The organism is Leptospira langatensis (assembly GCF_004770615.1).
GTDB classification, from domain to species: domain Bacteria; phylum Spirochaetota; class Leptospiria; order Leptospirales; family Leptospiraceae; genus Leptospira_B; species Leptospira_B langatensis.
In genome coordinates this window covers 522721-548229 of record NZ_RQER01000006.1, presented here as the reverse complement: position 1 = coordinate 548229, position 25509 = coordinate 522721, and the positions used below count along the sequence as shown (strand labels likewise).

Annotated in this window: 26 protein-coding genes; 12 read left to right on the top strand and 14 right to left on the bottom strand. The window is 43.7% G+C overall.

Features of this window, described 5'->3' with window-relative positions:
- From yihA to EHO57_RS11765, 4 genes are all read right to left on the bottom strand, one after another.
- Positions 1 to 652: ribosome biogenesis GTP-binding protein YihA/YsxC (gene yihA, locus EHO57_RS11780; protein ID WP_135698317.1), on the bottom strand; the 652-nt coding region annotated here is incomplete at its 3' end.
- A gap of 11 nt (positions 653 to 663) precedes the next feature.
- Entirely contained in the window at positions 664 to 1587 is a 924-nt protein-coding gene (gene tilS / locus EHO57_RS11775) for a tRNA lysidine(34) synthetase TilS (RefSeq protein ID WP_281283394.1), read from the bottom strand.
- Positions 1588 to 1601: 14 nt separating this feature from the next.
- Complete coding sequence (locus tag EHO57_RS19020) at positions 1602 to 1919, bottom strand: PP-loop family protein (RefSeq protein ID WP_135644500.1); 318 nt, start codon at positions 1917 to 1919, stop codon at positions 1602 to 1604.
- Positions 1916 to 3844 carry a GAF domain-containing SpoIIE family protein phosphatase gene (locus tag EHO57_RS11765; protein WP_135644502.1) on the bottom strand — a complete coding sequence of 643 codons (1929 nt, stop codon included), beginning with the start codon at positions 3842 to 3844 and terminating at the stop codon, positions 1916 to 1918. The genes EHO57_RS19020 and EHO57_RS11765 overlap by 4 nt, the downstream gene beginning before the upstream one ends.
- Positions 3845 to 4184: 340 nt before the next feature.
- Between EHO57_RS11765 and EHO57_RS11760 the strand changes: the two genes are divergently transcribed.
- Complete coding sequence (locus EHO57_RS11760) at positions 4185 to 6230, top strand: sigma-54-dependent Fis family transcriptional regulator (RefSeq protein WP_135644504.1); 2046 nt, start codon at positions 4185 to 4187, stop codon at positions 6228 to 6230.
- Here the strand turns inward: EHO57_RS11760 and EHO57_RS11755 are convergent.
- Both EHO57_RS11755 and EHO57_RS11750 read right to left on the bottom strand, forming a co-directional pair.
- Positions 6227 to 6622 (bottom strand): SET domain-containing protein, encoded by a 396-nt coding sequence (locus tag EHO57_RS11755; protein WP_135644506.1) that lies wholly within the window; start codon positions 6620 to 6622, stop codon positions 6227 to 6229. The genes EHO57_RS11760 and EHO57_RS11755 overlap by 4 nt on opposite strands.
- 62 nt (positions 6623 to 6684) lie before the next feature.
- A complete protein-coding gene (locus tag EHO57_RS11750; RefSeq protein ID WP_135644508.1) occupies positions 6685 to 8559 on the bottom strand; it encodes an ABC transporter ATP-binding protein in 1875 nt (624 codons plus the stop codon).
- A 277-nt stretch (positions 8560 to 8836) separates the two neighbouring features.
- Here EHO57_RS11750 and EHO57_RS11745 point away from each other — a divergent pair, with 277 nt between their 5' ends.
- The 6 genes from EHO57_RS11745 to EHO57_RS11720 all read left to right on the top strand — a co-directional run bounded on the left by EHO57_RS11745 (position 8837) and on the right by EHO57_RS11720 (position 15984).
- Complete coding sequence (locus EHO57_RS11745; protein ID WP_135644510.1) at positions 8837 to 9448, top strand: ACT domain-containing protein; 612 nt, start codon at positions 8837 to 8839, stop codon at positions 9446 to 9448.
- Positions 9449 to 9570: 122 nt separating this feature from the next.
- Positions 9571 to 11067, top strand: coding sequence for an HD-GYP domain-containing protein (locus EHO57_RS11740; RefSeq protein WP_135644512.1), 1497 nt, complete (start codon positions 9571 to 9573; stop codon positions 11065 to 11067).
- Between the two features lie 141 nt (positions 11068 to 11208).
- Positions 11209 to 12693: an HD domain-containing phosphohydrolase gene (locus EHO57_RS11735; protein WP_135644514.1), complete on the top strand. Its 1485-nt coding sequence runs from the start codon at positions 11209 to 11211 to the stop codon at positions 12691 to 12693.
- Positions 12694 to 12766: 73 nt separating this feature from the next.
- On the top strand, positions 12767 to 13912 hold the full coding sequence (gene aroC / locus EHO57_RS11730) for a chorismate synthase (RefSeq protein ID WP_135644516.1): 1146 nt from the start codon (positions 12767 to 12769) through the stop codon (positions 13910 to 13912).
- 103 nt (positions 13913 to 14015) lie between these two features.
- Positions 14016 to 15470 (top strand): NADH-quinone oxidoreductase subunit G, encoded by a 1455-nt coding sequence (locus EHO57_RS11725; RefSeq protein WP_135644518.1) that lies wholly within the window; start codon positions 14016 to 14018, stop codon positions 15468 to 15470.
- On the top strand, positions 15457 to 15984 hold the full coding sequence (locus EHO57_RS11720) for a NuoI/complex I 23 kDa subunit family protein (RefSeq protein ID WP_135644520.1): 528 nt from the start codon (positions 15457 to 15459) through the stop codon (positions 15982 to 15984). Before EHO57_RS11725 ends, EHO57_RS11720 begins: the two co-directional genes overlap by 14 nt.
- 28 nt (positions 15985 to 16012) lie before the next feature.
- Here the strand turns inward: EHO57_RS11720 and EHO57_RS11715 are convergent, their stop codons facing one another.
- On the bottom strand, positions 16013 to 16300 hold the full coding sequence (locus tag EHO57_RS11715) for a DUF433 domain-containing protein (protein WP_135644522.1): 288 nt from the start codon (positions 16298 to 16300) through the stop codon (positions 16013 to 16015).
- A gap of 290 nt (positions 16301 to 16590) precedes the next feature.
- On the opposite strand from EHO57_RS11715, the gene EHO57_RS11710 reads away from it, so the two are divergent.
- From EHO57_RS11710 to rsx, 3 genes are all read left to right on the top strand, one after another.
- On the top strand, positions 16591 to 17058 hold the full coding sequence (locus tag EHO57_RS11710) for a helix-turn-helix domain-containing protein (protein ID WP_246050663.1): 468 nt from the start codon (positions 16591 to 16593) through the stop codon (positions 17056 to 17058).
- 87 nt (positions 17059 to 17145) lie between these two features.
- Positions 17146 to 17676 (top strand): RNA polymerase sigma factor, encoded by a 531-nt coding sequence (locus EHO57_RS11705; RefSeq protein ID WP_135644525.1) that lies wholly within the window; start codon positions 17146 to 17148, stop codon positions 17674 to 17676.
- Position 17677: 1 nt separating this feature from the next.
- On the top strand, positions 17678 to 19018 hold the full coding sequence (gene rsx / locus EHO57_RS11700) for an LIMLP_03685 family anti-sigma factor (protein ID WP_135644527.1): 1341 nt from the start codon (positions 17678 to 17680) through the stop codon (positions 19016 to 19018).
- Here rsx and EHO57_RS11695 read toward each other — a convergent pair.
- Together EHO57_RS11695 and EHO57_RS11690 are read right to left on the bottom strand one after the other, a co-directional pair.
- Positions 19015 to 19698, bottom strand: coding sequence for a YwaF family protein (locus EHO57_RS11695; RefSeq protein ID WP_135644529.1), 684 nt, complete (start codon positions 19696 to 19698; stop codon positions 19015 to 19017). The two genes, rsx and EHO57_RS11695, sit on opposite strands and share 4 nt — an antisense overlap.
- A 48-nt stretch (positions 19699 to 19746) precedes the next feature.
- Entirely contained in the window at positions 19747 to 20562 is an 816-nt protein-coding gene (locus EHO57_RS11690) for an acyl-CoA thioesterase (RefSeq protein ID WP_246050661.1), read from the bottom strand.
- Between the two features lie 117 nt (positions 20563 to 20679).
- On the opposite strand from EHO57_RS11690, the gene EHO57_RS11685 reads away from it, so the two are divergent.
- The gene (locus tag EHO57_RS11685) at positions 20680 to 21282 is read left to right on the top strand and encodes a TetR/AcrR family transcriptional regulator (RefSeq protein ID WP_135644533.1); all 603 of its coding nucleotides are present in this window, start codon (positions 20680 to 20682) and stop codon (positions 21280 to 21282) included.
- A gap of 13 nt (positions 21283 to 21295) precedes the next feature.
- On the opposite strand, the gene EHO57_RS11680 is transcribed toward EHO57_RS11685, so the two are convergent.
- The 5 genes from EHO57_RS11680 to lsa26 all read right to left on the bottom strand — a co-directional run bounded on the left by EHO57_RS11680 (position 21296) and on the right by lsa26 (position 24854).
- Positions 21296 to 21808 carry a hypothetical protein gene (locus EHO57_RS11680; protein ID WP_246050659.1) on the bottom strand — a complete coding sequence of 171 codons (513 nt, stop codon included), beginning with the start codon at positions 21806 to 21808 and terminating at the stop codon, positions 21296 to 21298.
- Between the two features lie 249 nt (positions 21809 to 22057).
- Entirely contained in the window at positions 22058 to 22621 is a 564-nt protein-coding gene (locus tag EHO57_RS11675) for a DNA-3-methyladenine glycosylase I (RefSeq protein ID WP_135644537.1), read from the bottom strand.
- Between the two features lie 126 nt (positions 22622 to 22747).
- Complete coding sequence (locus EHO57_RS11670) at positions 22748 to 23497, bottom strand: glucose 1-dehydrogenase (RefSeq protein WP_135644539.1); 750 nt, start codon at positions 23495 to 23497, stop codon at positions 22748 to 22750.
- Between the two features lie 69 nt (positions 23498 to 23566).
- Complete coding sequence (locus EHO57_RS11665) at positions 23567 to 23992, bottom strand: MarR family winged helix-turn-helix transcriptional regulator (RefSeq protein WP_135644541.1); 426 nt, start codon at positions 23990 to 23992, stop codon at positions 23567 to 23569.
- Positions 23993 to 24068: 76 nt separating this feature from the next.
- Complete coding sequence (gene lsa26, locus EHO57_RS11660) at positions 24069 to 24854, bottom strand: surface adhesion protein Lsa26 (protein WP_135644543.1); 786 nt, start codon at positions 24852 to 24854, stop codon at positions 24069 to 24071.
- Positions 24855 to 25151: 297 nt separating this feature from the next.
- Between lsa26 and EHO57_RS11655 the strand changes: the two genes are divergently transcribed.
- The gene (locus EHO57_RS11655; protein WP_135644545.1) at positions 25152 to 25508 is read left to right on the top strand and encodes a hypothetical protein; all 357 of its coding nucleotides are present in this window, start codon (positions 25152 to 25154) and stop codon (positions 25506 to 25508) included.
- Position 25509 lies beyond the last annotated feature (1 nt).

Sequence of the window (25509 nt, the reverse complement as noted above, 5' to 3'; positions counted from 1 at the left end):
CCGGCATCGGATCGTCGTCGATCGATGGGACAATCAAATTCTTCATCATAGTTTCTATGATCTTTCTAAGCTCAGGCAATCCTTTTCCGTATTTAGGAGATACTAATACGATCTCCAGCATAGGATACAATCCTTGGATATTCTTCATCTTCTTTCTGAGCTTGGAAAGTTCGGATTGATTCAGTTTATCGATCTTAGTGCGAACGAGTACGGGCTTAGTGCCTTTTTCAAAACAAGTCCCTATCAATTCCAATTCTTCGTCAGGAAGTTCTCTCTGTGCGTCCGATAGTAGGAAAAGACATTTTAAGTCCTTGGCAGAGTTCAAATAATTCATCAGCAGATTCATCATTTGCTCATGCTCTTTATGGGAATTGGCAGAATAGCCGAATCCGGGTGTATCTACTAAGAACAACGACTTAGAGACTAGAAAGAAATTGAGAAGCTTTGTCTTTCCGGGCTGAGCAGAAACCTTGGCGAGGGATTTTCTTTCGACGATTGCGTTTAATAATCTGGATTTTCCGGAGTTGGAGCGCCCGGCAAAAGCAATATGTGGAACTCCTTTGGCTGGAACCTTAGAAGCATCGGCATAAGAAGAATAAAATCTTACTTCTCTAAAGAATGGGTCCGGCTTTAATTCTTGGACTTCTTCCATATACCCTTATCTCAATGGTCTTGTTGAAAATCATCCGATCGGACATCGTCCAAACGGGCGTCCCACATACGTAGACAAACCAATACAGTTTTCCCTTCCCGTTTTAGAATGGGTAGCATTTTTCTGACCGGAAGAGGAATCTCTTTCTCTCTCAGTATTTCAGAAACGTCCCTATGGATTCCTCCAAGCAAAATTCTTTCGCCTTCACCGTCGCCAGTAGGGATACAATTTTTCGGGATCCTCTTGGTTTTTCCATTCCAACGTAAAAAAGATTTTTCCGGATCGAACTGAAAGCTATTCAAGCAATCGGCTTTTTTCGGAAGTATGTACAGATCTGACGAAACGCTTTTCCAAAACCAAGCCTCTTTATTCTCCAAGGAAAAAGAAACTCTAGTGTCGAGCTTGTTCAATAGATCGTTCAAAAAAGAAGTGTTTAGCGGATGCAGACCGAGGACTTTCAAATGCAGATCCAGTATCTGTTTGCAAACGGAACCTGATTCTTTTTCCAAGATCTGTCTGGATACGGTTTGCAATTCGGGTGCTTCTTCTTTTCGATCGTTTGCAAGTACTCTGGGTAGTTCCTGGTCGTGAAAATTCCTATAGATCTTCTCCGGATCTATCCCTTCTCTAAGCAAAATAGGAAGTACTTCTAAACGCATTCTATTTCGTAAATACTTAGGGGAATCATTCGATTCGTCGTCGAAAACGGGCCATTCGCCTATTTGTAGGGCCGTCTTGCGATCGGATTCGGAAAAGAGTAAAAGAGGTCGTAAGCGATTGTTCTCAAAGATCCCAAGTGTCCTGAGAGAATTCCAACCTCCTCCCCGGATCAATTGGACCAATAGAGTTTCTATATAATCTTCAGAATGATGGCCTGTTGCTATATACGCGTCGAATTTTCGGACCAGTTTTTCTAAATCATGAAAACGTAATATTCTTCCCGATTCCTCTAGACTGAATTTAGTTCTTTGAGCGAATTTCGGAACGTTTTTTTTTTAAAGACCGATATCAGGTCGAGGGTATTGGTAAAATTCCTGATCTCGGATTCTTGGTCGGTATTCATACGAATCGAATGGTCCAGATGATACAGAATGGGGGACTTTTGGATCTCTCTTTTTTGTAAGAGCCAAAGATAGAATTGAAGAAGTAAGGAAGAATCCTTTCCTCCGGAAAAGGCAAGGATGGCTTGCTTTTCTCTCATTAGAGGATGATAGATCTCTAATTTGTTCCAGGCAGTTTGGAAAATGGTTTGGATTTGCTCTTTCATTTGGAAGACAGTCGTTTGATCCCGATCAGAGTTATATCGTCTGTCTGTTCCCTTTCTCCGGTAAAGTGTTTTATCCGATTTACAATACTATCCAGTAAGGTCGGAAAACTGTCTTTCTTTCCCGCATAAATGCATTCGTTTAGGCGTTCCATTTCAAATAGTCCTTCGTTCGGATCCATTGCTTCCCAGACACCGTCTGTAAACATAAGAAAGAAATCCCCGGGCTCCAAAGAAAATTCTCCCTGGTTCTCGAAGGATTCTATCTCAGGTTCAATCCCTAGAACGACTCCTCCTGTAGGTATTTCTTGGATCTTATCCTCTTTCTTTCTATAAATGAGAATGCTTCCCTGGCCTCCTCCGCTGAACGTAAAACGATTTTCGTTTCTGTCCCAATGGATAATGGTCAAGGACATGAATCGAGGAGAGAAGGAGTCCTTAAAATAATTCTGATATAGATATGTGTTTACTGTGACCAATATCTCCCAAGGAGAAGGGTTCTTTCTTACAAGGGAATGGATTACAGTTCTCACTGTCGCCATCACGATCCCGGCAGGAACTCCCTTGCCACTCACATCACCAATGCAGATATAAGTTTCTTTGTTGGAAGGGTCTGTTATAAAATCATAATAGTCCCCTCCTACCCCGATGGCTGGGATCATGAGTCCTCCGAACTCGTATCCCGGTTGAGTCGGCATCTTTCTAGGTAAAAGCGATCTTTGCAGATCTCTCGCGATCTCTATTTCCTTATCTAATCTTTCTTTCTGAGCTCTTTGGTGGAATAAATGGAAGTTCTGGATAGAGATCCCTGCTTGGATCGCAAACGCATTCAACACGTCTATTTCTTCTGTGCTCCAATGCAATGATTCGTCTTTTGCGAGTAGGATCCAGATCTCCGACTCGTCGGAACGGAGCACTGGCAAGATCACTAAATGCTTTTTACCATTCCCTAACGTTTTCCATTCTTTTAGACTAGAAGAATCAATCTGTATCGGAGAGTCGGTCGCTTGATTTAGTACGGACCATTCGCCCTTTAAAGGCACATTCAGTTTGATCTCTGGCGCTCTAGGACTTCCCGTTAAAAGATGTCCCTCTATGATCCGATTCTTTCCTGATTCTTCTAGTTTTCTTTCTAAGAGTACAAACAGATCGCTCTCCGAAAATTCAGTTAAGGAAAGAAGAATAACCCGAAAGATCTCCGTTCTATATTTGAAGCCTAAGCTACTTAGTTTCAAAGCGGCAGAATGAAGATTACGGAAATTTCGGGACTGGGTCTGGGATACTTCGAACAAGATCCTATTCTTCAGAGTTGTGGCAAACTGACTTGCGATGAGCTCTAGAAAATAACGATCCTTCTCCGCTTGGACCGGATCGTCTTTTTCGTAATCTACATTGATCATTCCCAAGACTTCTTTCTTGAGATGGATGGGAACACTTAGCTCCGACTCTACTTGATTTACTCTTCCGTACTGTCGGATCTGCTTATGCGGTTGGTCCTTGAATCTATAATATACGGATTTGCATGTCTCTATGCTTTGGCCGATTGGGCCGTTATCTTCTCCTTTCTTGATCTCCATTCGAAAGGCGAGTTTTTCTAGGGCAGGTCCTTTCTTGTTCTTACATGATTTTACTAGGATACGATCCAATCTAGGTTCGTACACCATCACTGAGATCCCAGGAAGATTCAATTTTCGAAAGGCAAGATTCGTAAAGTCCTGCAAGAGGTCGTCCAGGTTCGGACTCGTATTGAATAAGGATAAGAACTCTAATAGGATCTCGTTAGAAAGACTCGGGGCCTCGGGAGGTTTGGCCCGGTTCCTTCTTCTTTTTTCTAGGATCCATTCTCGGCCACAGGAATTACAAAGAAATTTACCTTCTTCGTACTGCCCTTCCGGCTTGTAAGATTCTCCGCAAAATACGCAGGACATCCGGAGAAAAAGGATAAGGATAAACCGAAACTGGGAAAGATGTTTTTCTATCCTCGTTTCACAAATTAGTAAAAATATTTCAGGGATTTAACTTCTTAGGATTTGGAATCTCTTCTAAATCATATTCTACATAAAATTCCGCTGAGAAGCGCGTATGTCCGTTTCCAGCGTATTAAGCAGAATCATCAAGAAATGCTTTTCTCGCTGAAAAGAAAGCTAAGTGCTTCGATTTTAGGTTTTTTCCTTGACCGCAAAATCATCAATTAGCATTTTTTTTAAGCAGATGTCAGGTTATATAAAACCCAGCCCATTACGCCATATCCAAGAAGTGGCGACGGCAATGAATTCAACTCTTGATCCGGATCGCCTTTTGGATCTTATCTTGGAGAGATGTATCCAAATTTGCGAGGTCGGTTCCGGATCTCTCATGTTGATCAGTCGGACGGACGAGGTCTTGGACATCGTTACCTTCCGGGGAATGAACCCTTCCGTTCGAACCAAAGTAAAACTGAGGGTGGGAGAAGGGATTACCGGGATCGTGGCTGCTTCTGGCGAGGGAATGATCGTTAACGACGTTACCCAGAACCCGCATTATATTTCCATTAAGGATGAGATCCTTTCCGAGTTAGCCGTTCCTATGATCGTAGAGGACGAGGTAATTGGGGTTATCTCGTTGGACTCCAGCAGAAAGCAGGCCTTCTCGGACGAGCATCTGGAGCTGGTTTCCACCTTGGCCAATATGGCCGCTCAGATCTTCAAGAACCTCCAGACCTTCCGTCAGCTGGAACAAAAGAATAAGATCCAACAAGTACTCATTGATATTTCCAGAACGGTAACTTCTACCTTGATCCTCCAAGAGATCTTTGACGATATCATGGAGAGACTCGATAAGTCTTTGAACTTGGAAAGAGGTTCTATCGTTCTATTCGATTCCGAAAAGAATATTCTCAAGCTGATCGCTGCCTCTGGCCTGACTGCAGAAGAAATGGAGAAGGGAGTTTATCTTCCGGGAGAAGGGATCACAGGAAGAGTATACGAGAACGGAGAAGCCGTCATCGTAGAGTCTATCGTAAACGACGAGAATTTCCTGAATCGTTTAGACAATGCCAATCATTTTAAGAATAATCCGGAGAACGTTAGTTTCCTTGCGGCTCCGATCAAGTCGGATACGGACGTTCTAGGCGTAGTCAGCGTCTTCTTTGTTCATAAGAAATACGTAGACTTAAAAACATACTTGGACTTCTTGCAAGTGGTCGCTTCCGTCATCTACCAAGCGATCCGTATCCAAAAGCTGATTGATGAGGAGAAGAGAGAGATCTCCAGAGAGAACGTACTCTTAAAACGAGAACTCAAGAACAAATACAAGTTCGGATCTCTCATCGGGAAGTCCAAGTCCATGGAGAAGCTGTTCGAGATGATCCAATTGGTCTCGGATTCCAGAGCTTCCGTATTGATCACTGGAGAATCCGGAACCGGTAAGGAAATGATCGCTTCTGCAATCCATTATAACTCTTCCCGTTCGGATAAGCCTTTTATAAAGATCAACTGTGCCGCTATTCCTGAGAACTTATTGGAGTCCGAGTTGTTCGGTCACAAGAAGGGATCCTTTACAGGCGCGGTTGCAGATAAGAAAGGAAAATTCGAGATGGCCGATACGGGAACCATCTTCTTGGACGAGATCGGAGAAATGGATCTGAACTTACAGTCCAAACTTCTTCGTGTTCTCCAAGAAAAGGAGATCGAGGCAGTCGGTTCCGTGAAACCCAAGAAGATCGACGTTCGGATCATCGCGGCTACGAATGCGGATCTGGAAGATCTGATCTCGCAGAAACTATTTCGCGCGGATCTATATTATAGATTGAATGTGGTGAACATGGAAACTCCTCCGTTGAGAGATCGATTGGAAGATGTTCCTTTGTTGATCAATCACTTCATTTCCAAATATTCCAACGAGAACGTAAAGAAGATCAAAGGAATTACTCGAGAGGCTCACAAGCTCCTGATGAGTTATACCTGGCCAGGAAACGTTCGAGAGCTGGAAAACGTGATCGAGAGAGCGGTGGTGTTATCCCAATCCGAGATGTTGGATATCCAAGATTTTTCCGATATCAGCGGACGAATTCTCTACGGAGAAGAAGGAGAAGAGGTCGAAGTGGGTGCCGATCCGGAGGCCGGTTCCGAAGTGGCAAGTTCCCGATTCTCTCCCGCTCACCTGGACGCGTTAGACGGAAGAGCTATGGAAGTGGTCGTTGGAGAAGTGGAAGCGAGACTCATCAAGTATGCCATGAAGAAATTCAAGTATACCAAGACTAGAGTCGCAAAGTTCCTAGGTATCAACCGAAACACTCTGGATAAGAAGATCAAGGATCTGAAGATAGATTATTAAGAGAGTTTTGTTTGCCAGTGCTGGTCGAACTCTTTGTAATTGCAGGTCAGTTCCTCGTCCTTTAGGATCTTGCGAACTGCCCTGTCCCTTCCTGCCGGATTGCTTTGACCGTTTACTCCCGTTTTATCCTCGAGAGTATTTGCGTTATCACTATGGTTCATGAAGCGGGAATTATCCACGCAAAAGTACCATTCGCCTTCGAACAAATAAGAGTATGTGTGTATCAGAATGCGCAAGCGTTCAGGCAATGCCTCAACTTCTTGCTGAGTTAGGATCCATACAGTCTTAGGATGGAATTCCCAAATCAGTTCTCCTTCTTCAATATCTCGTCCGGCAAAGACTCCTAAACCTCCGATCGGAGAGTCGGCTACGTAAGTTGGTACTTTTAGCATACTAAACGAAAAAAAAGGGAGGGAATCCAAATTGCAAGAATTTGATTCAGATCCTTTCGATTTTATAGAGCGATTGCCGGAGGAGTAAAAGGTTCGTTCTCCGGAGAATGATGAGGATCCAAATTTCCATTCTTCAAGACTAGGACTTGATCCGCAGCATGCAATCCTGTCAGTCTATGAGTAACGGACACGATTGTTCTTCCTTCTCTCAGTTTTTGCAAAGTCTTCAGAATGCGCGCCTCTGTGATCGGATCCAAAGCAGAAGTAGCCTCATCTAGGAGAAGGATCTGAGGATTACGGACCAATGCTCTTGCGAGCGCTATCCTTTGCTTTTCTCCACCGGAAAGCTTGGAGCCCTTGTCTCCAACGATGGTCTCATAACCGTCCGGAAGTCCGGAAATGAATTCGTGGATCTCCGCTAGCTTTGCGGCTTCGATCGCTTCTTCCGGAGTTGCGTCCGGACGACCCATGCGAATATTTTCTAGGATGCTAGTATGGAACAAGAAAGTATCCTGGAATACGATCCCGATCATAGAATGAAGAGCTTGCAATCGGATCTTTTCCAAATCGATCCCGTCGAAACTGATCTTGCCTTGGCTTGGTTCCACCATTCCTAAGATCAATTTGAAGATGGTACTCTTTCCGGATCCACTGGAACCTAGAATGACCGTGTAACTTCCTTTCTTGATCTCCAGATTGACCCCGTTCAGGTTCTTATTCCTGCCCTTATAACGGAAATGCAGGTCTTCTAAACGAATAGAATTCAAAAGTTCGGAAGGGGCATAAGGTCTTTCACTGTCCGTTTCGAATGCAGGAGTCCTTAAGATTTCCAGAATACGTTTCGCAGAACCGCTGGCCTGGTTCATAGTAGGAAAGTACTGAGACACATATAGAAGAGAATACGAAAGGTTCAGGAACGGAGGAAGGAATGCTGCCAGAGCTCCCACACTCACCATTCCATGGAATGCAAACCAAGCTCCCGCGATGAGCAGAACTGCCTGAAGTAAAAGAATTCCTCCGGACGCGGAGCGTTCTAAGTAGGAATTTGTTAATCCTAATTTCATGGAGACATGGAATAGCTTCTCGCAATTGCCTTTGAATTTTTCCCAAAAGGCTTGATCTAGATCGTACACGCGGATCAGGTTCTGCGCGGAAACGGATTCTTCTACTGCGTTTAGGACCTTGGCTTCTTCTATCTTTCTTTCATAACTTGCAGTTGTGGATCTCTTAGAGAAGAATACCGGTCCTAGGAAAGTGATCGGCCAGATCAGAGTAGCAATGGCGCCTAACTTCCAATCTAGAGCGAATAATAAAGCGGTACCAAAGATTGCTTCTAGAAGAGGAGAGATTCCCCAAGGGATCGAAGCAAGCACGGCGCTTTCTAAGGCTGTTAGATCCGTTGAGAAGCGAGAGAGTATATCTCCCATTCTGGTATTTGCATAAAAGTCCAGGTTCACTCTTTGGAGATGGATAAAGAGTTCTTCTCTCATGTCCCGGACTGCTCTGGCGGAGACCCAATTGTACAAATAATCCCGGATGGTTCCGGCAACTGTGATCAGTATCGTGCCTGTGATCAGAAGAGCACCGGTGATATAGAGTACGGTTTCGTTTTTTCCGATCAATGCCTCATCGATCAAAAACTTAAAAGAGAAAGGAATCGCGGAATAAACGATGATTTCGGTTAAAAGTAGGCCAACAATGATAACGACCCGACCTTTATAATTCCTAAAATATCTGGCTAGACCAAGAAGAATAAGGAAGGGGGACTCGGAAGAAGGTTCAGCACCAACCAAACCTGTCCCTAGAGTGGAGGAATAGGATCCCCTGGCAGCCTGGGTTCCCGGTGGCACCTTAGGGCCGGAAGATTTTGTATTAGAAAAGGTCGCTTGATTTTTACCGAGTTTAAAGCCTTCGGTGAATTTCTGTTTATTTGTCATACATGTTTCCCATTTGGATCCCGAACGGGAGAGGGAGCTCTGTCTTTTTAGGAAAGATATTTCCGTTATTTCCCACTATATCCGACACCCCTTCCCGCGTATATCCGGTAGTGAGCGATTTTGCTTAAACTTCTGTCTCATTAAGGAAAAATTTTAGGAGACAGAATACGGAAAAAGGAGCTACTACTCTTTTAGACTCGTAAAAACATTTGCTTAGAATGCTTGTTTTTGGATGCTTATATCCGGTCTTAAGCAGGCTTTGTAGGAAAGCGGAACTATGATTGAATTTAACTACAAAGAAGAATACGGGATCTATCGGGTCACTCTCAAGACCTCCGAGACGGCTCCCGGAACTCTGCATAAAATGGTGAAAGCCATGTTTTTTATGGGCTTCGAGATCCTTTCGGGAGATATCCGTACGATCAAAGAAGGGGATTCTTTGGTCAGTTATGACGAGTTCCTGCTTAGATCTTCCGAGACGGACTCCAAGATCAAGGCCTCTAAACTAGGTGTACTTATGTCATCCGTCTTTTCCGATGAAAACGCATTGGAAGAAATGATCCAAACCTCAAGTGAAATAGATATTCGAAACACATTTTACTTAGGACAAGATTCCCAGTTAGAGTTCGAAGACGTACCGGGAAGTTCGGCCACAAAATTTTATCTCGAAGCACCCGATAGAAAGGGCTTACTTTACTTCGTAACCGGAGTTCTAAAGGACCTAGGGATCAATATTCTCTCGGGCGAAGTTAGAACAGACGGAAAATCTTTGAAGGCGCAAGATACTTTCCTATTAACCGACTCTCGTACAGGAGCCGGTTTTGCGGGAAGTTCGGTGGAAGAACGGATTCGCAGATATATTCTTCAGAGCAGTTTGAATCAAGTTTGATCAAACGGATTTACTACGTCCAAAGTATTAGTCTAAGAAAAATAGATTTATCGGCTTAGCCAATCTTAGTATGATTTGGTAATATAAGCCGATACTAAAGTAGGAGATCCTTCCGCCTAACGATGGACGCATCTAGAGACTTACAGAAATTCGATTTTACGGAAGAGGTGATCCAGCACTTTCGTGAGAACCGGATCATCCCCGTAGACTTTTATAATAAACACGGACAGATCCTGATCCATAAGCAGGATATGGCGTCCGGCGACGATATCAATCGTCTCCAAAAATTCGAGAAGCAAGGTATTTATTTTCTAAGCGCCGAGATCGCAAAGATCCATCCAGGCAGCGGAAAGAAGAATTCTTCCTTAGATCCTTCTTTTGATAAACTGATCAATCCTACTCTGACCTTGGATATGTCCAAGGGCGCTACGGACATCCTTTCGGAGATCAAGAAATTCCCTCTGAATGGGGATCATGTAAAAGAGATCAATAAGTCCATCAATGCGGTCCTAGATGATTTTAAATCTTCTCCTAATATGGAGACGGGACTCGTGAACATTATCGAGGTCATGAAAAATGCGGGGATGCCTGTAGACTCCGAAGTACTCACCAAAAGAACCGTGATCGCAATGGCTCTAAAAGTTCGGGCCGCTAAGGTATTTACCAAGGTGGACATGGAGCAGAAGAAGGCGGAGCAGATGAATCTGATGATGGCCTCTTATCTCGCCGATATCGGCTATACTCAGATGAAGATCCCGACTCACGCGAACCTAAAACCGGAAGAGTTGGAATATATCAAGAACCATCCTATCATTAGTTATCTCATGATCGCTAATCTTCCTGAAATAGAGGACCCAGTTAAATCTGTTGTACTCAACCACCATAGGCCTCATCGCGGAGAAGGGATGAATAATAATTATCCTCAGACCAAACCTTTGGTCCAAAAACTCCAGAGCTATCGAGAGAAATATAAGGACGATTTCCGAAAGAATCTTTTGGCAACGGATATCCAAAAGCAAGTAAAGAGCATTCTTACGAATAGTATTTCCTACGAGGATATAGGGATCCTTTCTATTGCTGGGGAATTTGCCTCCCTTACCACTCCTCAGCCTTGGCGGGAACCAATGGAAGCTCTCAAGGCGATGAAATTGATCTTGAATAATAGCTTTTTTGCATATAATGAAAAGACGTTAAAGGACTTCTTCGACCATGTGGGCCTTTCCCTTTGCGATAATCAGCCGTTTATCAAGGTGGGTGACTACGTAATTGTCGCATCTCAGGATTCCAATCGAAAAGTATTCTTCGAGATCTGTGTAATCAAAGAGTCACATAAGAATTCGATCCGACCCATGTTAGAAAGGATCGGGACTGTCCGGCCAAAATTCGCAAATAATGGAAAGATCAGGATCTCCGGCTTCGAAATGGACAGCCTAAATATTGATAGAAGAAGGGCTGTTTTCAATTTGGAACGGAACGCAGACCCGAGACGGATCATTTACTTGGTAGACGAAGGTTTGGATCCTGAATTTTTCGATTCGCTGGATCGAGTTGTGAGAGAAACATATCCCTCTAGGACTTCTTCGGATTCGGATTCTCCCTCGAAAGCGGGAGTTTCTTGAACGTTTGCCGCCATTGCGGAAATTTATTCTTGCCTGTACCTTAGTATTCTCCTTTTCTTAGTCACATAAATATATCTTACTTAAACGTTATATACTTAGGGCTTATTTTTGTGGCCTTTGAGTGTTACGTGCGGATTTTCTATGGCTAGCAACTCAGGACCACAAGATCCATTAAAGCTCGAACGATTCGAGTTCAACGCAGACGTTATACGCCAATTTAAAGAAAATCAAGTTATTCCGATCGATTTTTATAACAAGAACGGTCAGATCCTGATCCATAGAAAAGACAACGCGACCGAAGCCGATATCAATAAACTTCAGAAGTTCGAACTACAAGGGATCTATTTCCTTCTGTCTGAACGACATAAAGTGACTGTAAATGCCGAGCATCCGGATGCAGTGAATGGCCGTAAGGTCTCTTTTATCAAGCTAGTGAATCCGGATCTTACCATTCAGATGGCGAAACAGGCTTCGGAGCTTTTAAAAGATCTGAGAGATTATCCTTTGAATGGGAATCATGTGAAGAATGTCGCGAAGGCGATCGATTCAATTTTGGATGATTTCTCAAACAGTCAGGATGTGGAGCTTGGCCTCGTGAATGTGATCGAGGTCATGAAGTCCGCAGGTGTAGAAACCGATTCCGAGATCCTAACCAAACGCACTGTTATCTCTATGGCCATGAAGCTGAGAAGCTTAAAGGCATTGTCTCTTAAGGACGCAGAAAATTCAAAAGCACAACAACTCAATCTGATGATGGCTGCTTATATGGTAGATATAGGAAAGTCCAGAATGAAATTCCCGGCTCACGGAAATCTGAGTAAAGAGGAATTCGAGTATGTCAAGAACCATCCGGTGATTAGTTATCTGATGATCGGAAATCTCCCTTCTATCCAGACTCAGGTAAAGACTTCCGTATTGAACAGTCATAGACCGTACCGCGGAGAAGGGTTGAATAACAATTATCCTTCTTCTGCATTTTTGGTCCAAAGATTGAACGAATATTACGAAAAATACAAGGACGATCCAACTAGAAGCGTTCTAGTAGAGGATCTACAAAGACAGCTTTATATCCTGCAAAGCAATTCTTATAGCGAAGATGATCCTGCGATCATTTCCATTTCGGGAGAATTTGCTTCCTTGAGTTCGACTCAAAACTGGAGACCGGCTTATGCTCCGATCACCGCGATGAAGTTGATCTTGAACAATAGCTTCTTCTCTTATAATGAAAGAGTGGTTAAGGAATTCTTCGACTTTATGGCCTTGAGTCTCTGCGAGAACAAGAGCGTGTTGAATGTGGGCGACTACGTCATCGTGGTTTCCACGGATTCTCAGCACAAGATCCATTTCGAGACATGTATTATTCGTGAGATCAATCGCAACCAAACTCGTCCTCTTTTGGAAAGAGTAGGAACCATCCGACCGATCTTCTCCAATTCCGGAAAGATCAAGATCGCAGGTTACGATCGCAAGACCTTCCGTCCTGACAGAAGGAAGGCAGTATTCAATCTGGCTAATACTGTGGATCCGAGAAGAGTGATCTATGCGATCGATCCTGAATTGGATCCGCCTCTCTTCGACTTGATCGACAAGAATCATCGTCAGACGGCTCCGAAATCTGTCGCGTAAGCTTTCGGCTTTTCCCTAGCTTAAGACGAATCCTACTTTCTTCCCTTGCTGGTGTCCTGTTTTCTGGTACTGTATGCCTTCCAGCTGGGGTAAAATATTCAAAGTTAGTACGTTTGGAGAATCTCACGGTGAGGCCGTGGGAGTTGTGGTCGAAGGAGTTCCTGCCGGGATCCCGATCCGTTTAGAAGAGATCCAAAAGGATCTGAGCCGTCGAAGGCCAGGCCAAAGTAAACTTACCACTCCTAGAGACGAGTCGGATACAGTCCAAGTCCTCTCCGGAGTATTCGAAGGCAAGACGATCGGAAGCCCGATCGCTCTCGTGGTCCATAACCAAAATACGATTTCCAAAGATTACGAAAATCTAAGAGAGACATTTCGTCCTTCTCATGCAGACTATACATACCAAGCAAAGTACGGATTTCGTGCTCACGTAGGAGGAGGAAGGTCCTCCGTTCGAGAGACGATTGCCAGGGTTGCCGCGGGTGCCATCGCAAGAATGATCCTAGAGGACGATTTCGGGATCAAGACGGTCGCTTGGGTAGATACGATCGGCAAGATCTCTTCGGATATTCCCGAAAGCAAGTACCCTCTTACCCGAGAAGAAGTGGATGTGAATGAGGTCCGTTGTCCGGATCTTGCAGCAGCCGAAAAAATGAGGGCACTCATTCTAGAAATGAAAGAGGCTGGGGACAGCGTGGGGGGAATTATCCGCTGTGCTTCTTATAATCTTCCTCCTGGACTCGGAGATCCTGTTTATGATAAATTGGACGGGGACTTGGCAAAGGCCATTCTTTCTATCCCTGCCTGTAAGGGATTCGAGGTGGGTTCCGGATTTTCAGGAACTCTTCTTACAGGAAGCACTCATAACGACGAATTCTATATAGAAGAAGGGACCGGAAGAGTTCGAACGAAAACGAATCACTCCGGCGGATTGCAAGGTGGGATCTCTAACGGAGAGGCTCTAGTTGTCCGGGCCGCTTTTAAACCGACTTCTACCATTTTCAAAAAGCAGAATACGGTCAATATCGAAGGAAAGGATACTGTCCTGGAAGCAAAAGGTCGTCATGATCCTTGCGTACTTCCCCGCGCCGTACCCATTGTAGAGGCGGCTGTGAACTTAATTCTAGTCGATGCCTACCTCTACCAAAGAGCGATGAATCCTCTCTGGTACCAAAAATGGGCCAAGGTCCCGGATTATTACCGGGATCTGAAACTCTGATTTTCCGCAAAATCGTTCTGATCTAGAAACGGGTTGCCAACTTGGAATAGTACGTTTCAATTGAGATTAGGCGCCTGGCTTTTCTGAGAAAACGGAGGTTCGAGTGGTCAAGATAAAGATAGACGGGATCGAATACGAGGTCGACGAGAAGAAGAATTTAATATCCGCAGCCAAAGATGTGGGCGTGGATATTCCCTTCTTCTGCTATCATCCGAAATTATCAGTGGTGGGCATGTGTCGCATGTGCCTCATCGAAATAGAAGGCGTGCCTCGCTTGCAGGTCGCCTGCAATACGAAGGTTACTGAAGGACTTTCTATCGTAACCAAGAGCGATAGGGTCAAGGAAGCACGCGAGGGAACGATGGAGTTCCTTCTTGCAAATCACCCTCTGGACTGTCCAGTCTGCGATAAAGCGGGAGAATGCCAACTTCAGGACAATTCCTTTAAGGAAGGAAAAGGCAATTCCAGATTTACATTAGAAAAACGGAATATTCCTCAGGAAGAGATCGGCGCAAACCTAATTATCAATCATAATCGATGCATCGTATGTTATAGATGCGTTCGATTCGAAGAAGAGATGGTAGGAGAATCCAATCTAGGTCTCTTTGAAAGAGGATATCATTCCATTATCGGCCTGGCAAAAGACCAGCCCATCCAGCATAATTACCAAGGAGCTCTCGCGGATATCTGTCCCGTAGGAGCATTGTTAAATAATAAAACTCTGTTTAAGTCCCGGGTTTGGTGGTATAAATCCGAAGAATCCGTATGCCCAGGATGTAGCACCGGATGCAAGACCTTCACGAATGTGCGAGACAATAAGATGTATCGGTATATGCCTCGCATTGACGAGGAGAAGGACCAATACTTCCTTTGCGATAAGGGTAGATTCGACGTGGATTGGTTGAATACCAACAGGCTTTTTGCGTATCATAAGGATGGAGAAGCGAGTGTTAGTTCGCTTGTTCTGGATGAGATCTCCGAAAGAATTCTTAATGCGAAGAAGATCGCAGTTGTCGGCGGGGCTCACGAATCCAATGAAAATCTGAAATCCATCCGAGAGTCCCTAGCACAATTCGGAGTTCCATTTGTGATCGAAGGAAGAGTTTCTTCCGAGCAGTACAAGGAACCGGAACAACTAGACTTCCAATTTACAACCGATAAGAGACCGAATACGAAAGGCGTAACCGAAGCCGGCTTTGTTTCGGGAGAAGGGATCGAAGCATTGCGTTCCTCCATTTCCAAAGGCGAATACGATCTGGTATTTGTGATCAAGGAAAAAGTAGAAGAAATAGTAGCTAACACCCGTCTCGAATCTGTGGTATTATTAGAAACGAACAAAACCGAAGAAGTTTCTAAGGTGAAATATTCTCTTCCGATCAAAGCATATTCGGAACAAAGCGGAAGCTTTACGAATAAGAAGGGTTGGGTCCAGAATTTCAATCGTTCCATGGAACCTCCGAAAGGCTTATTGAGTACCGGAGAGATCTTCCAAACACTAGCGAACAAGATTGGACAATTGCGTTCCAATCCGAGAGAGGCAGCCATTGGGAACCGTTAATATAGTCAACGTAGCCAAAAAGCACAAGCTGGCTTGGTATCAAAAGCTATACTTCTATTCCATCGGAAAGGGTCTTTGGATCACTCTGAAACATTTTGTGAAGGCTGCGTTCTTAAGAGGCGCAGTCACTCTAGAGTTTCCGGAGAAGAGAAGGAAATTCTCTAATCGCTTCCGTGGAATGCATACCATGAAGAGAGACGAACTGGGAAGAGAAAGATGTACCAGTTGCTTCTGTTGTATGTGGATCTGCCCTGCGGATGCGATCAAGATCGAAGCGGGACATGTAACTCCGGAACTACAACATCTTCATCCGGAAGATAAGTATGCGAAGAAGTTCGAAATAGATCTATTGCGTTGTATATTCTGTGGAATGTGCGAAGAGGCTTGCCCTAAGGGTGCCATCTACTTGGACGGACCGGCTGAAATGGCCGCAGACAACAGAGAGGATCTGATCCTCACCAAGGAGAGAATGATGCAGAAGGTCGGAGGACCGATCTTAGGCGAGCGGGTTTGAGCCGCTCGCCCTTCTTCCCAAAGGTTATTTAAGAAGCTTTTAATTTAGATTTTTCTGTTTCGATAGCCTCTATCTCTTTCGTTGCCCGATCCAAGATCGGAGAATGCAATCTTTGTGATGCATATTCCAAGCAAGCCTGGATATCAGCCACAGTAAGATTCGGATATTCCCTGATAATATCCGAGTGTCCAAATCCTAAGAAGATCATATCCAATATCTCTAAAACTCGGATTGAGGTTCCGCGGATAACCGGTTTTCCTCCGCAAACGGAAGGATGGGCCGTAATTCGGTCGACTAGTTCCGTATTTATTTTCATTCTAAACTATATAACAATTCTCCGATGGAAATTTTGAATCCGAAACGAAATATTCCGGAAATTTTCCCTCCTGGGGAATGAACTCCTTGGTTTTAGGAACGAAGGTTTTTCTATAAAAGAGGTTCATTCCCTAAGTTACTTATTATATTATTTAAGTAATATTATTACTGTAATCGATTGAAAAATTTTTCGAAAGCCTTCTTAGGAGAAGGTTCGACCGGAATTCGATTCGAAGCGGATCTGCTGGAGAGATCTCATTCCATTCTAGACACTTATCAAGCGTCTCAAGTATGGAAAAAGAATCCGAGGAAGAAATATATAAAAAGCTGGGCCAAGTCTTGCGCTTTCACCGGACCCAGAAAGGCCTTTCTCTGCAACAACTTGCAGATAGACTCGAGAAAGAATTCAAGGTCCCTTTCAATCCAAACTTATTGGGAAAAGTAGAGAGAGGAACATCCAGGATACTCGGAGGGGACCTGATCCGGATGTGTAGCTTTTATCAGATAGAGATAAAGCAGTTCTTTCCTAAAGATAATAAGAAGCCTGTTCAAGAAAACGTGTTGGGGGATCTAATCGAGTCTCCCGTCATCCGAACGATCCTTTCCTATCTAAACGATCATAAGGATGAACCCGAATTCCTAAGCTATCTAGAAGTATATCTGAGAAATATGACTGTTCCTACTTTAAACCTAATTAAGGGTGCTGACCCGAAAAGCCTCAAGGTCGCTTCCCCCAAGAAAAAGTCAAAGAAGGGTTAAAAGCGGACTCCGGAATTTTGCTTCCGTATAACCAATGTCTTATAAAGATTAGCCAGAAACGCGGCTTTTCACCCGCATCTGAGGAAAATGCAAGGTCTTTCGCAACAGGAATTCTCCATACTCTATGAGTCATGCAAGAATACTGTTTACCATTTCCTGTTAAAACTCTCCGGAAATCCGGAAATCGCAGAGGATTTAACCCAAGAGACCTTTTTAAAAGCATTCGAGGTCATGGACCGATTCGATCCGAATCGTGGAAGTTTCTCTTCTTGGTCCTGCACAATCGGTAAAAATCTTTACTTTAAACATTTTAATCGTACAAAGAAGGAATTCGGGAATGTTTCTATCAATATCGAGAACTTTCCGGAATTATCCGACGGGAACCATGAGGATCCCCTAGATCTGGAAAAAAATTCTATCAGCTCCGCGTTGAAACAGGGAGTTTCCAGTCTACCTGAGCCGGAAAAAAGCATAATACTATTGAAAGAGATCCAAAAGAAGACCTTGAGAGAAACTGCTGAGGCTTTGGGGATTTCGGAGAGAACCGTAAGTCGTCGCTTGTTAAGCGCTTTTAGGATTTTACGCACTTATCTCGAGTCAGAAGGGATTGGACTGTAAGATGTCGTTGAACACAGAACAGACTAAAAGTTTCGAAGAACTTCTGGAATCTTATATTTCCGGCGAGATCAATGCTGCCGGCAAAAAGAGATTATTGGAGTTTGTACTCCATGATCCTGATAAGGCCGAAGAATATCGTCAGATCACTCGCATCCAAAGTAAGCTCCAAAACTCGATCGTTGAGGCTTCGGATCGGGAGCTTCAGCCGAATTATACTGCACGGAGAAAGGTAATATTCCTCCCTAAGTCAGTGCTACTCGTGGGCGCCGCGGCATTGATCTTATTGTCCATTGGATTCTATTTGGCAAGAAACCCTTTTGCAAAACAAGAACCGGCAAATATATTCACTCAATCTTATGGAGATTGTTCTTCTAACGGAGAAAAGCTAGAACCTGGACAAGACATCACCGGTAAGGAAATTCGATCCGGAAAATTCTCAGTCTGTGATATTCAACTAGAAGGAAGAAAAAGCGCAACTGTTCGTGCCTTACCGGAAACGGATTTTATCGCAGAACATAACGAGGAAGAGATCCATATCAATCTGGGTTATGGTGGCCTACTCCTGGATAGCCTCGGACCTAAGAATTCAGAGAGCGTATTTATTACCGCGACCGATTTTAAATTAACCTTAGAAGGTACCAAGGTTTCCTTGGATAGGAATCGCTCCAATCATTTCATATCCGTTCAGGTCTTAGAAGGAAGAGTGAGGCTTGAATCCGGAGACGCGGTCTTTTGGGAATCGCTCTCTTCTGTAGTTAGCAAGAAAGAGTTGGAACTTCTTCAAAAAGAATATCCGAACTTGTTTGATAAGCAGCAAGTCCTTATCGATGCAGGACGTCAGATCTCTTGGCCAGGTCTGAGCAAGGCAAGGATCGAGGGATTGAGAAAGATAGAAGACGCGATCCGTGTCGGCAAAAATCGGAAACCTGATCTAGAACTAGATGAGGAATTGATCAAGAGCTTAAAATCTCAGATAGACGCTCTACCTAAAGCCGGTTCTCAAGCTGTTCCTAGTGAACTTAAAAATTCCCTAAAAGATATTTTACCAAAGGAAAAAGCCGAGTTGGAGAAGAAGTTCTCTACCATGGTGCGCTTTCCGACGAAAGACCTGAAAGAAAAAGAACTTCTGATGAATTTGGTCAAGAAGATCGATAAAACCTCAACGATCGAGTTGTTGAAAGAAAAGAGCCAACCTCAGGAAATCCGAGTCCTTCATATGAAAGACGGGACTTCTGAAACAGGTTATATCTATCAGCAGGATAATTTCTTTATCGTTCTAAAAGCCGAAGGAAATCTGATCATTCCGGTAGAAGCAGTCGACAGGATAGAATACGAATATTAATTTTCTTTGTTCCTTCTCCAAAAAGGAAGATAGAGCAAGGTAAATAGAAGGATCCCGAGTAGCTCCATCCAAAGAATATAAATCGGCCAAGGGCCCAAGAAGTCCAAGGCCGAATCGGAAGACGGTTTATAACGCATATAACCGTAATTTGCATCTAAAAGAAAATCCAGGGCCATAGCGACTACCACATAGACCTGGCTATAAAGAACAGACCGAATAACTGCTCCTTTTCTCGGTACTAAACCAAGACCAAATACTGCGTATAACGTAGAGACCACCAACCCCGAATGGGCGATGAAAAATATGAAAAAGTAAATATGGGGAAAACTAACGGAAAGATCGGGAGTTAGAACTCCTTGAAAAGATCCAGCCATGACCCAGAAATAAGAAAGTTCTGCAAGAGTTCGATTTCTGGTAAAGAGTGCGAGGGAGGTTACAATAGCAGACCAATTGCAAAACTCCATCGGCAGATCGTAACGCCAATGCCAAAGTCCTGCTTCAGCTCTATAGATAATATAAACTACATAGTTCAGGATCAATATCGTGCCTAGGGAGAAGCCGATATAATTCCTAGTTTTTAGGGATACGAACTTTCGGACATAGAGAGGCAGGCAAACGCTTAGAAAAAAGGTCAGTAATAGAATAGTAAAATGAAGAGGGCTCCAATGCTCGAATCTCATGCAAGAGAACCCTCTCCGAATATAAGAAAACTTTCAAATACTTATTCTTTAGAAAATGGGTGTCGTTTTAGTGTGGAATATCTTCTCCATTTCTGCTTCCGTAAATTGATGCGGTCTCTTTCTCTTTAAGTCCATAAAAAGCCCGTGCACCAAAGAAGAGACGACCAGTTTCTTTGTGGATCTAGAAAACATATCATGAGAGAACGCGAGCCGATTCTTCTCGGATCTGAGATAAGAGGTAACGATCACATACTCATTCGGAAATGTCATCGTGTCGAAGTAATTTAGCTCCGCCTTATAAACGACAGGGCCGACTCCTTTTGCTCTGAGTCCTTCAAGATCTAAGCCGCATTGATACGAAGAGCGTATCCTTGCATCGTCCAGATAATATTGGATCGTATCTAAATTCACAACCCCTTCCGGATTTAACTCCGCCCAGCGCACACTGATCGGATGATAAAAGGCAAACGGATAATTCTCTTCGTTAAAGAAAACTTCCTTCTCTTCTCCCGGAAGCCCCAGGATAAAGCGGGCCTTGGTAACCAGGCTTGAGTCGGAGGTGCGGTACATGTCCTGAACGATCTCGGTGGATTCCGGATTGGAACGTGTGATTTCTGTCGTAATATGCGCTTCTTCGGGATACTTTAGCTCACCCTTGTATTCTAGTTCGCAGCGACGAATCGCTAGACGATCTGGTTCCAGGATCTGAGATTCACCCTGCTGTTTCAATTCTGCAAAAGCCTTAATCCGAGCCTCTGCCAGATAACTTTGGTAGGTTCCGTTATTCACATGGCCGTTAATATCCAAATCCGCTCTGCGGACCGGTAGGGAAAGGGAGCTTATTGTCTTTTGGGATTCTTCCATAAGCCTCATAAAATCCTCCGGTGGACCAATCAGTCTACCTGCTGGTTCCAGGATAAATTATGGTAGACAAACCTGTCTACCATAATTAAGATCGAATTAGAAAAAAGAGCCAGCCCCATGCTTGTGAAAAAGGACAGCATCCAACCGGAAGATCCAGCAAAGGAACGTATATTAAAAGCCGCTTCCAGGCTTTTCTATGCCAAGGGCTATCCGAATACGGGAATAAACGAGATCCTCGAAGAGGCAGGGGCCTTTAAGAAGAGCCTCTATATTCACTATCCATCTAAAAAGGATCTGGGAAAGGCGTACCTAATGGATCAGGAAGATTCTATTCTAGGTCCTGCGAAGAAGGTGATGGCTCGTGAAAAGAAATATTCCGATTTCGTAAAGTCATGGATGAGGGTGCTGCGCCGCGGACTGCGAAGTTCGTATCATTACGGTTGTCCATATGCGAATCTTTCTAACCAGACCCATGACGAACCAGAACTTGCAGATTTTGTAAAATTGGCTTTGGATAGATGGGTGGATGAATTCGAGATCTATATCCGAAATGCGGAAATGAATTCTAAGAAGAAGCTAAGCGAGGAAGAGGCAAGGGAGATCTCGGAAAGGATCCTATTCTATTACCAAGGTGCCTTGCAGCTCTATGGCATGTCGGGGAATATGAAGTACATCGACCGCTTAGAAAAAGAACTTCTCTCCCTAGATCCTGCGGTTTAAAAATCGAGTCTTATCAATTAGCACCGAAGTCCCAGACATGGGCAGAACACTTCACTAAGTCTCCCGCAAAATAATGGGGGAATGTGTATGCGAATCTTCCTAGAACAGGATTCGGATCCTTGTACAAAATGGAATCTACGCGGATCTGATCGGACTCGTCTCTATAGATCCTGAACCAGATAGGGAGTTTAAATTGATCCTTTCCATACTTTGAGTTGGTATTATCTTTACAGGATTTAACACAGGAATCATAGACCTCGTTTGCATCTTTAGAAGTGTGAATGAATTTGGCCTGTTCCTTGCATGTTATAGCACATTCGTCCGGATCTCCAGAATCGTATGTGAAGGCAACGTGTACTTCTTTGTTGTTTTCTATGCTGAAAGAGCCTTTTGTGATCGGGACCCTTTCTCCTGCACGAGTACTTCGCATATAGGCTGCGGAAGGAGGATCTATGATCAGATCTAGATCGCTGATCTCCAAATACATCCTGGATTCAACTTTAGGAAATATATTCTCCCAATTCAAACAGGACTCCTTGCTCGGTTGCGCTTTTAGAAAAAAAGGGGAACCGATTGCCAAGAGACAAAGTAGGAGTATTGACAATTTGGATTTCATTCGTTCGAAAACCGATTATATTACTCGGATAAGGAAGCTTCCAGCAGAAAACTAACGTTTTCAAGCCGGAAATTGATCCGTTCATTCCGAATACCTTGTCGTTTGCTATTGCGTTCTAATTTCTCTATTCGTTTAGAAGAATTCTTTCGGAAGCTAGTTCTATTTTTTTCGATCCCAAGCCGGTTTTGCTTTTAAGACTTTCTTATGGATCGGGCATAAAGGATCGTGAGAACCTCTCAGATATCCGGTACTCATTAAGAATTCGTTCACGATCTCCCCTCCCACGAATACGAAATTCTTCTTAAAGATCTTCACCCATTCTTCTTTCGTTTTAGGATGATGGGAATCGATCCATTTTTGAAAACTCCCGAATTCCTTTTGTAAACCGAGTATGACGTTCGCATTATGGATGGCCGCATTGATCTTGAGCCTGTTCCGAATGATCCCAGCATCGTTCATGAGCCTTTCGAAATCCTTTTCCTTGAACTTGGCGATCTTAGAGATCGAGAAATTCTTGTAGGCCTTGCGAAAGGATTCTTTCTTCTTTAGGATCGTTGTCCAGGAAAGTCCAGCCTGATTGATCTCTAAGATCAGTCTCCCGAAGAGCTCATCGTCCGAATGAAGAGGATAACCGTATTCGTTGTCGTGATAGATCTTGTTTTCGGATACGTCTTTCGGGCCTAGGGATTCAATATAAAGGCAGTACTTATTGCGAGCTTGCATATTCTTTCAAATTCCGGAGAGAAAAGATCAGGTTTTATATCTATGCAGGTGTTGAGTAGGGCAAGTAAATTTTGCGAGCCTAAGGTTTCGTTTATTCCCTAGACTCGCAAAGAATAACGGAAGGTTTTAGAATCCGATCATCATTCCCCCATCGACTCTAAGAGTTGCACCTGTAATCCAATCCGCTTCATCGGAAGCTAGGAAAGAAACAGCAGAAGCCACAGAGTCCTCAGGGTTTCTGTCTATCTTCAGAGGAATAGAATTTAGTATAGATTCTTGCACTTCTTTCGGCACATGGGTTACGAAATCGTTCGCGATAAAACCGGAAGCTACACAATTCACGGTGATATTTCGGGAAGCAAATTCTCTCGCTGCGGATTTTGTGAGGGCCATTAGTCCTGCCTTTGCAGAGGAGTAATTCGCTTGGCCTCCATTCCCATAGAAACCGGAAACAGAACCTATATTGATGATCCTTCCTTTCTTATTCTTTAACATCAATTTTGCTGCGGCTTGGGTTCCGAAAAAGGCTGCTTTCAAATTTACGGAATGGACCTTATCCCATTTCTCTTCGCTCATTCGCAAGAATAGGTCATCCTCTACCACTCCTGCATTATTGATCCAAATATCCAAGGATCCCGTTTTTTCCAATGCAAAGTCTGCGAGCTCTTTGTTCTGGGTCTTGGAGATAACATCGCAAGCTTTCCAAAGAACTTCTGAGTGATTCTTCGAACTTAGTTCTTTGGCCGTTGCCTCGCAGTCCAATTCGTTCAGGTCGGAGATGATAACCTTACATCCTCTTTCGGAAAGCATTCTCGCAATTGCTTTCCCTATTCCTCTTGCTGATCCGGTGATCACAGCTGTCTTCCCTTGAAACATAAATTCCTCCTTTATTATTTCGATATCGAAATAAATGGGTGCACTATTAAAATTTTCGCTTTCTCATATTTATTCGAAATTAGAATAGATTTTGGTTAGAATACGAAAGAACTCTTCCCTTTCGTTTTGGTTCAAGTCCTTGTTGATACGAAGAAGTGTTGCTTTAGATGCCTTTTGGACGAGATCCAAGGTCACTTTTCCTTTTTCGGTTAGCTCCGCAGAAGTAACTCTTTCATCTTCATACGGCTTGGATCGCTTAATATAGCCTGTTTCTTCCATCTTATCTAGTAGGGCGGTGATTGTGGAGTTGGTTCTATCTAACCCTTTTGCAAGTTCGCTCATAGTCAGGGGACCACCCTTTCCCAAGGCAAATAGAACTCCTCCATGTGCAGGGACAAGATCCTGGATCCCCTGCTTTTGAAACTCGGCAGATAAATGCTTTTGGATCCGATCTCTGGTCCTGGATAGCAAATGAATGATGAACTCGGGTTTCATATATATTTAGACATCGAAATAGTTGGGATGTTTTGTCAAGCGGGAAAAAATCGAGGTTTGAAGCTAGTTTTTAGGTTTACTTCGACTGAGTTCCCGCAGGTTCTCTGAAGTTGATCTCGAAGATATCGTAGTTGGATTCTCGGACCCCGACTACGAATGCAACGGAAACTCCTAGAAAATATCTACCGCTGTATTTCATTGCTTTCCATGCGAATTCAGCCATCTCTTCCGAAGTGATGGAGAAAGGATGGACCTTTCCTCTGGATTCGTCCAAGTAGATGCCTTCGTATGTCCCGACAACTGTTCCTTTGTATTCGAGGCTGAGAATCCTGCCTGTAACGGAAAAATTCCTTTTTCCTCCAGTCTTGCGGCTCGTCATCTTATCTATAGGTTGGGCCGTATCGTGCGCGTGAACCCAAACAGTGAGCCTGCCGCTAGGATCTTTTACAGGTTCCGTATGCGGAAGCTTGCTATCTTGGTATTGTGCATCTACGATCTCGATACTCGTAGAAAGCGCGACCGGCTTGATCCTATGTATATTAAATTGTATTAAAATTGTTTGGTTCAGGTTTTTGCTTAAGAAATTTACAACATCCGCATTTTCGGGGCGCACGCTGACCTGTACTTTCTTACGCATGGGTGTAAAGCACTCGTCCCTGGCCATGTCGCATTCCTCGGCAGGGTCATAAACGGTCACTTCGATGACCCCTTCATAGGATTCATAGATGATCCCGCTACTCTCGAATTGGGTTAGCTTGGCGACGGTCCATCCTTCGGAATAAGTCCCTAAGGAGAAAACGGAAGTGGAGAAAAAGAAAAGTTGAGTAAAGAATACAAATGCAAAAAGCTTTCTTAGGCCCATAAGTCTCTATCTAAGGAGATTTCAATCCTTTCCGTTCTATCTTGTATGTCGGAATCCCTGGAAAGAAATTTCGATATTTATTTGGAGATTGGAGGTTAGAAAGCTTCTTTTGTCGATCCTATTGTTTTCCGTTGGGAATAAATCCGAAATTTTTCGGAGCAATTTCTATTCTTCCCTTCGTTTTCCTTTCTTCGGACCTCTTCTGAACGGATCCTAGTGGACCGTTTCATGGTCAAAGAATGTCAAAAGATAAGGATTGCCAGGATTGTTCATTGAGGCTTTCTACTTAGGTTGAGTATGATTTCTTATTTTAGATCCGTATTGTCTGGGTTTCTGTTTATTACATTTCTCTTTCCGGTTGTAATGAGTGCGCAAGAATACCGTAAGTCGCCTTTCGACAAGAAAAAACCCTCCCAAGAAAGAAGGAATGTGGTCCCTAAAGAATATATGATCAAGCTAAAGCCGGGTTATAATAGTTCTAAGATCAAGGATTTACTGCCGGATTTTCCCATTCGAAAGATTGAGGATCTTTCAAACGATATTTATCACGTAGTTTACGAGAAGGATCCTGGGCTGGAAGCCCTTGTCGAAGCTGCGAAACGATCCGGGATCGTTATCTTTGCGGAACCGAATCGGATCTATAAGGCTTATTGAT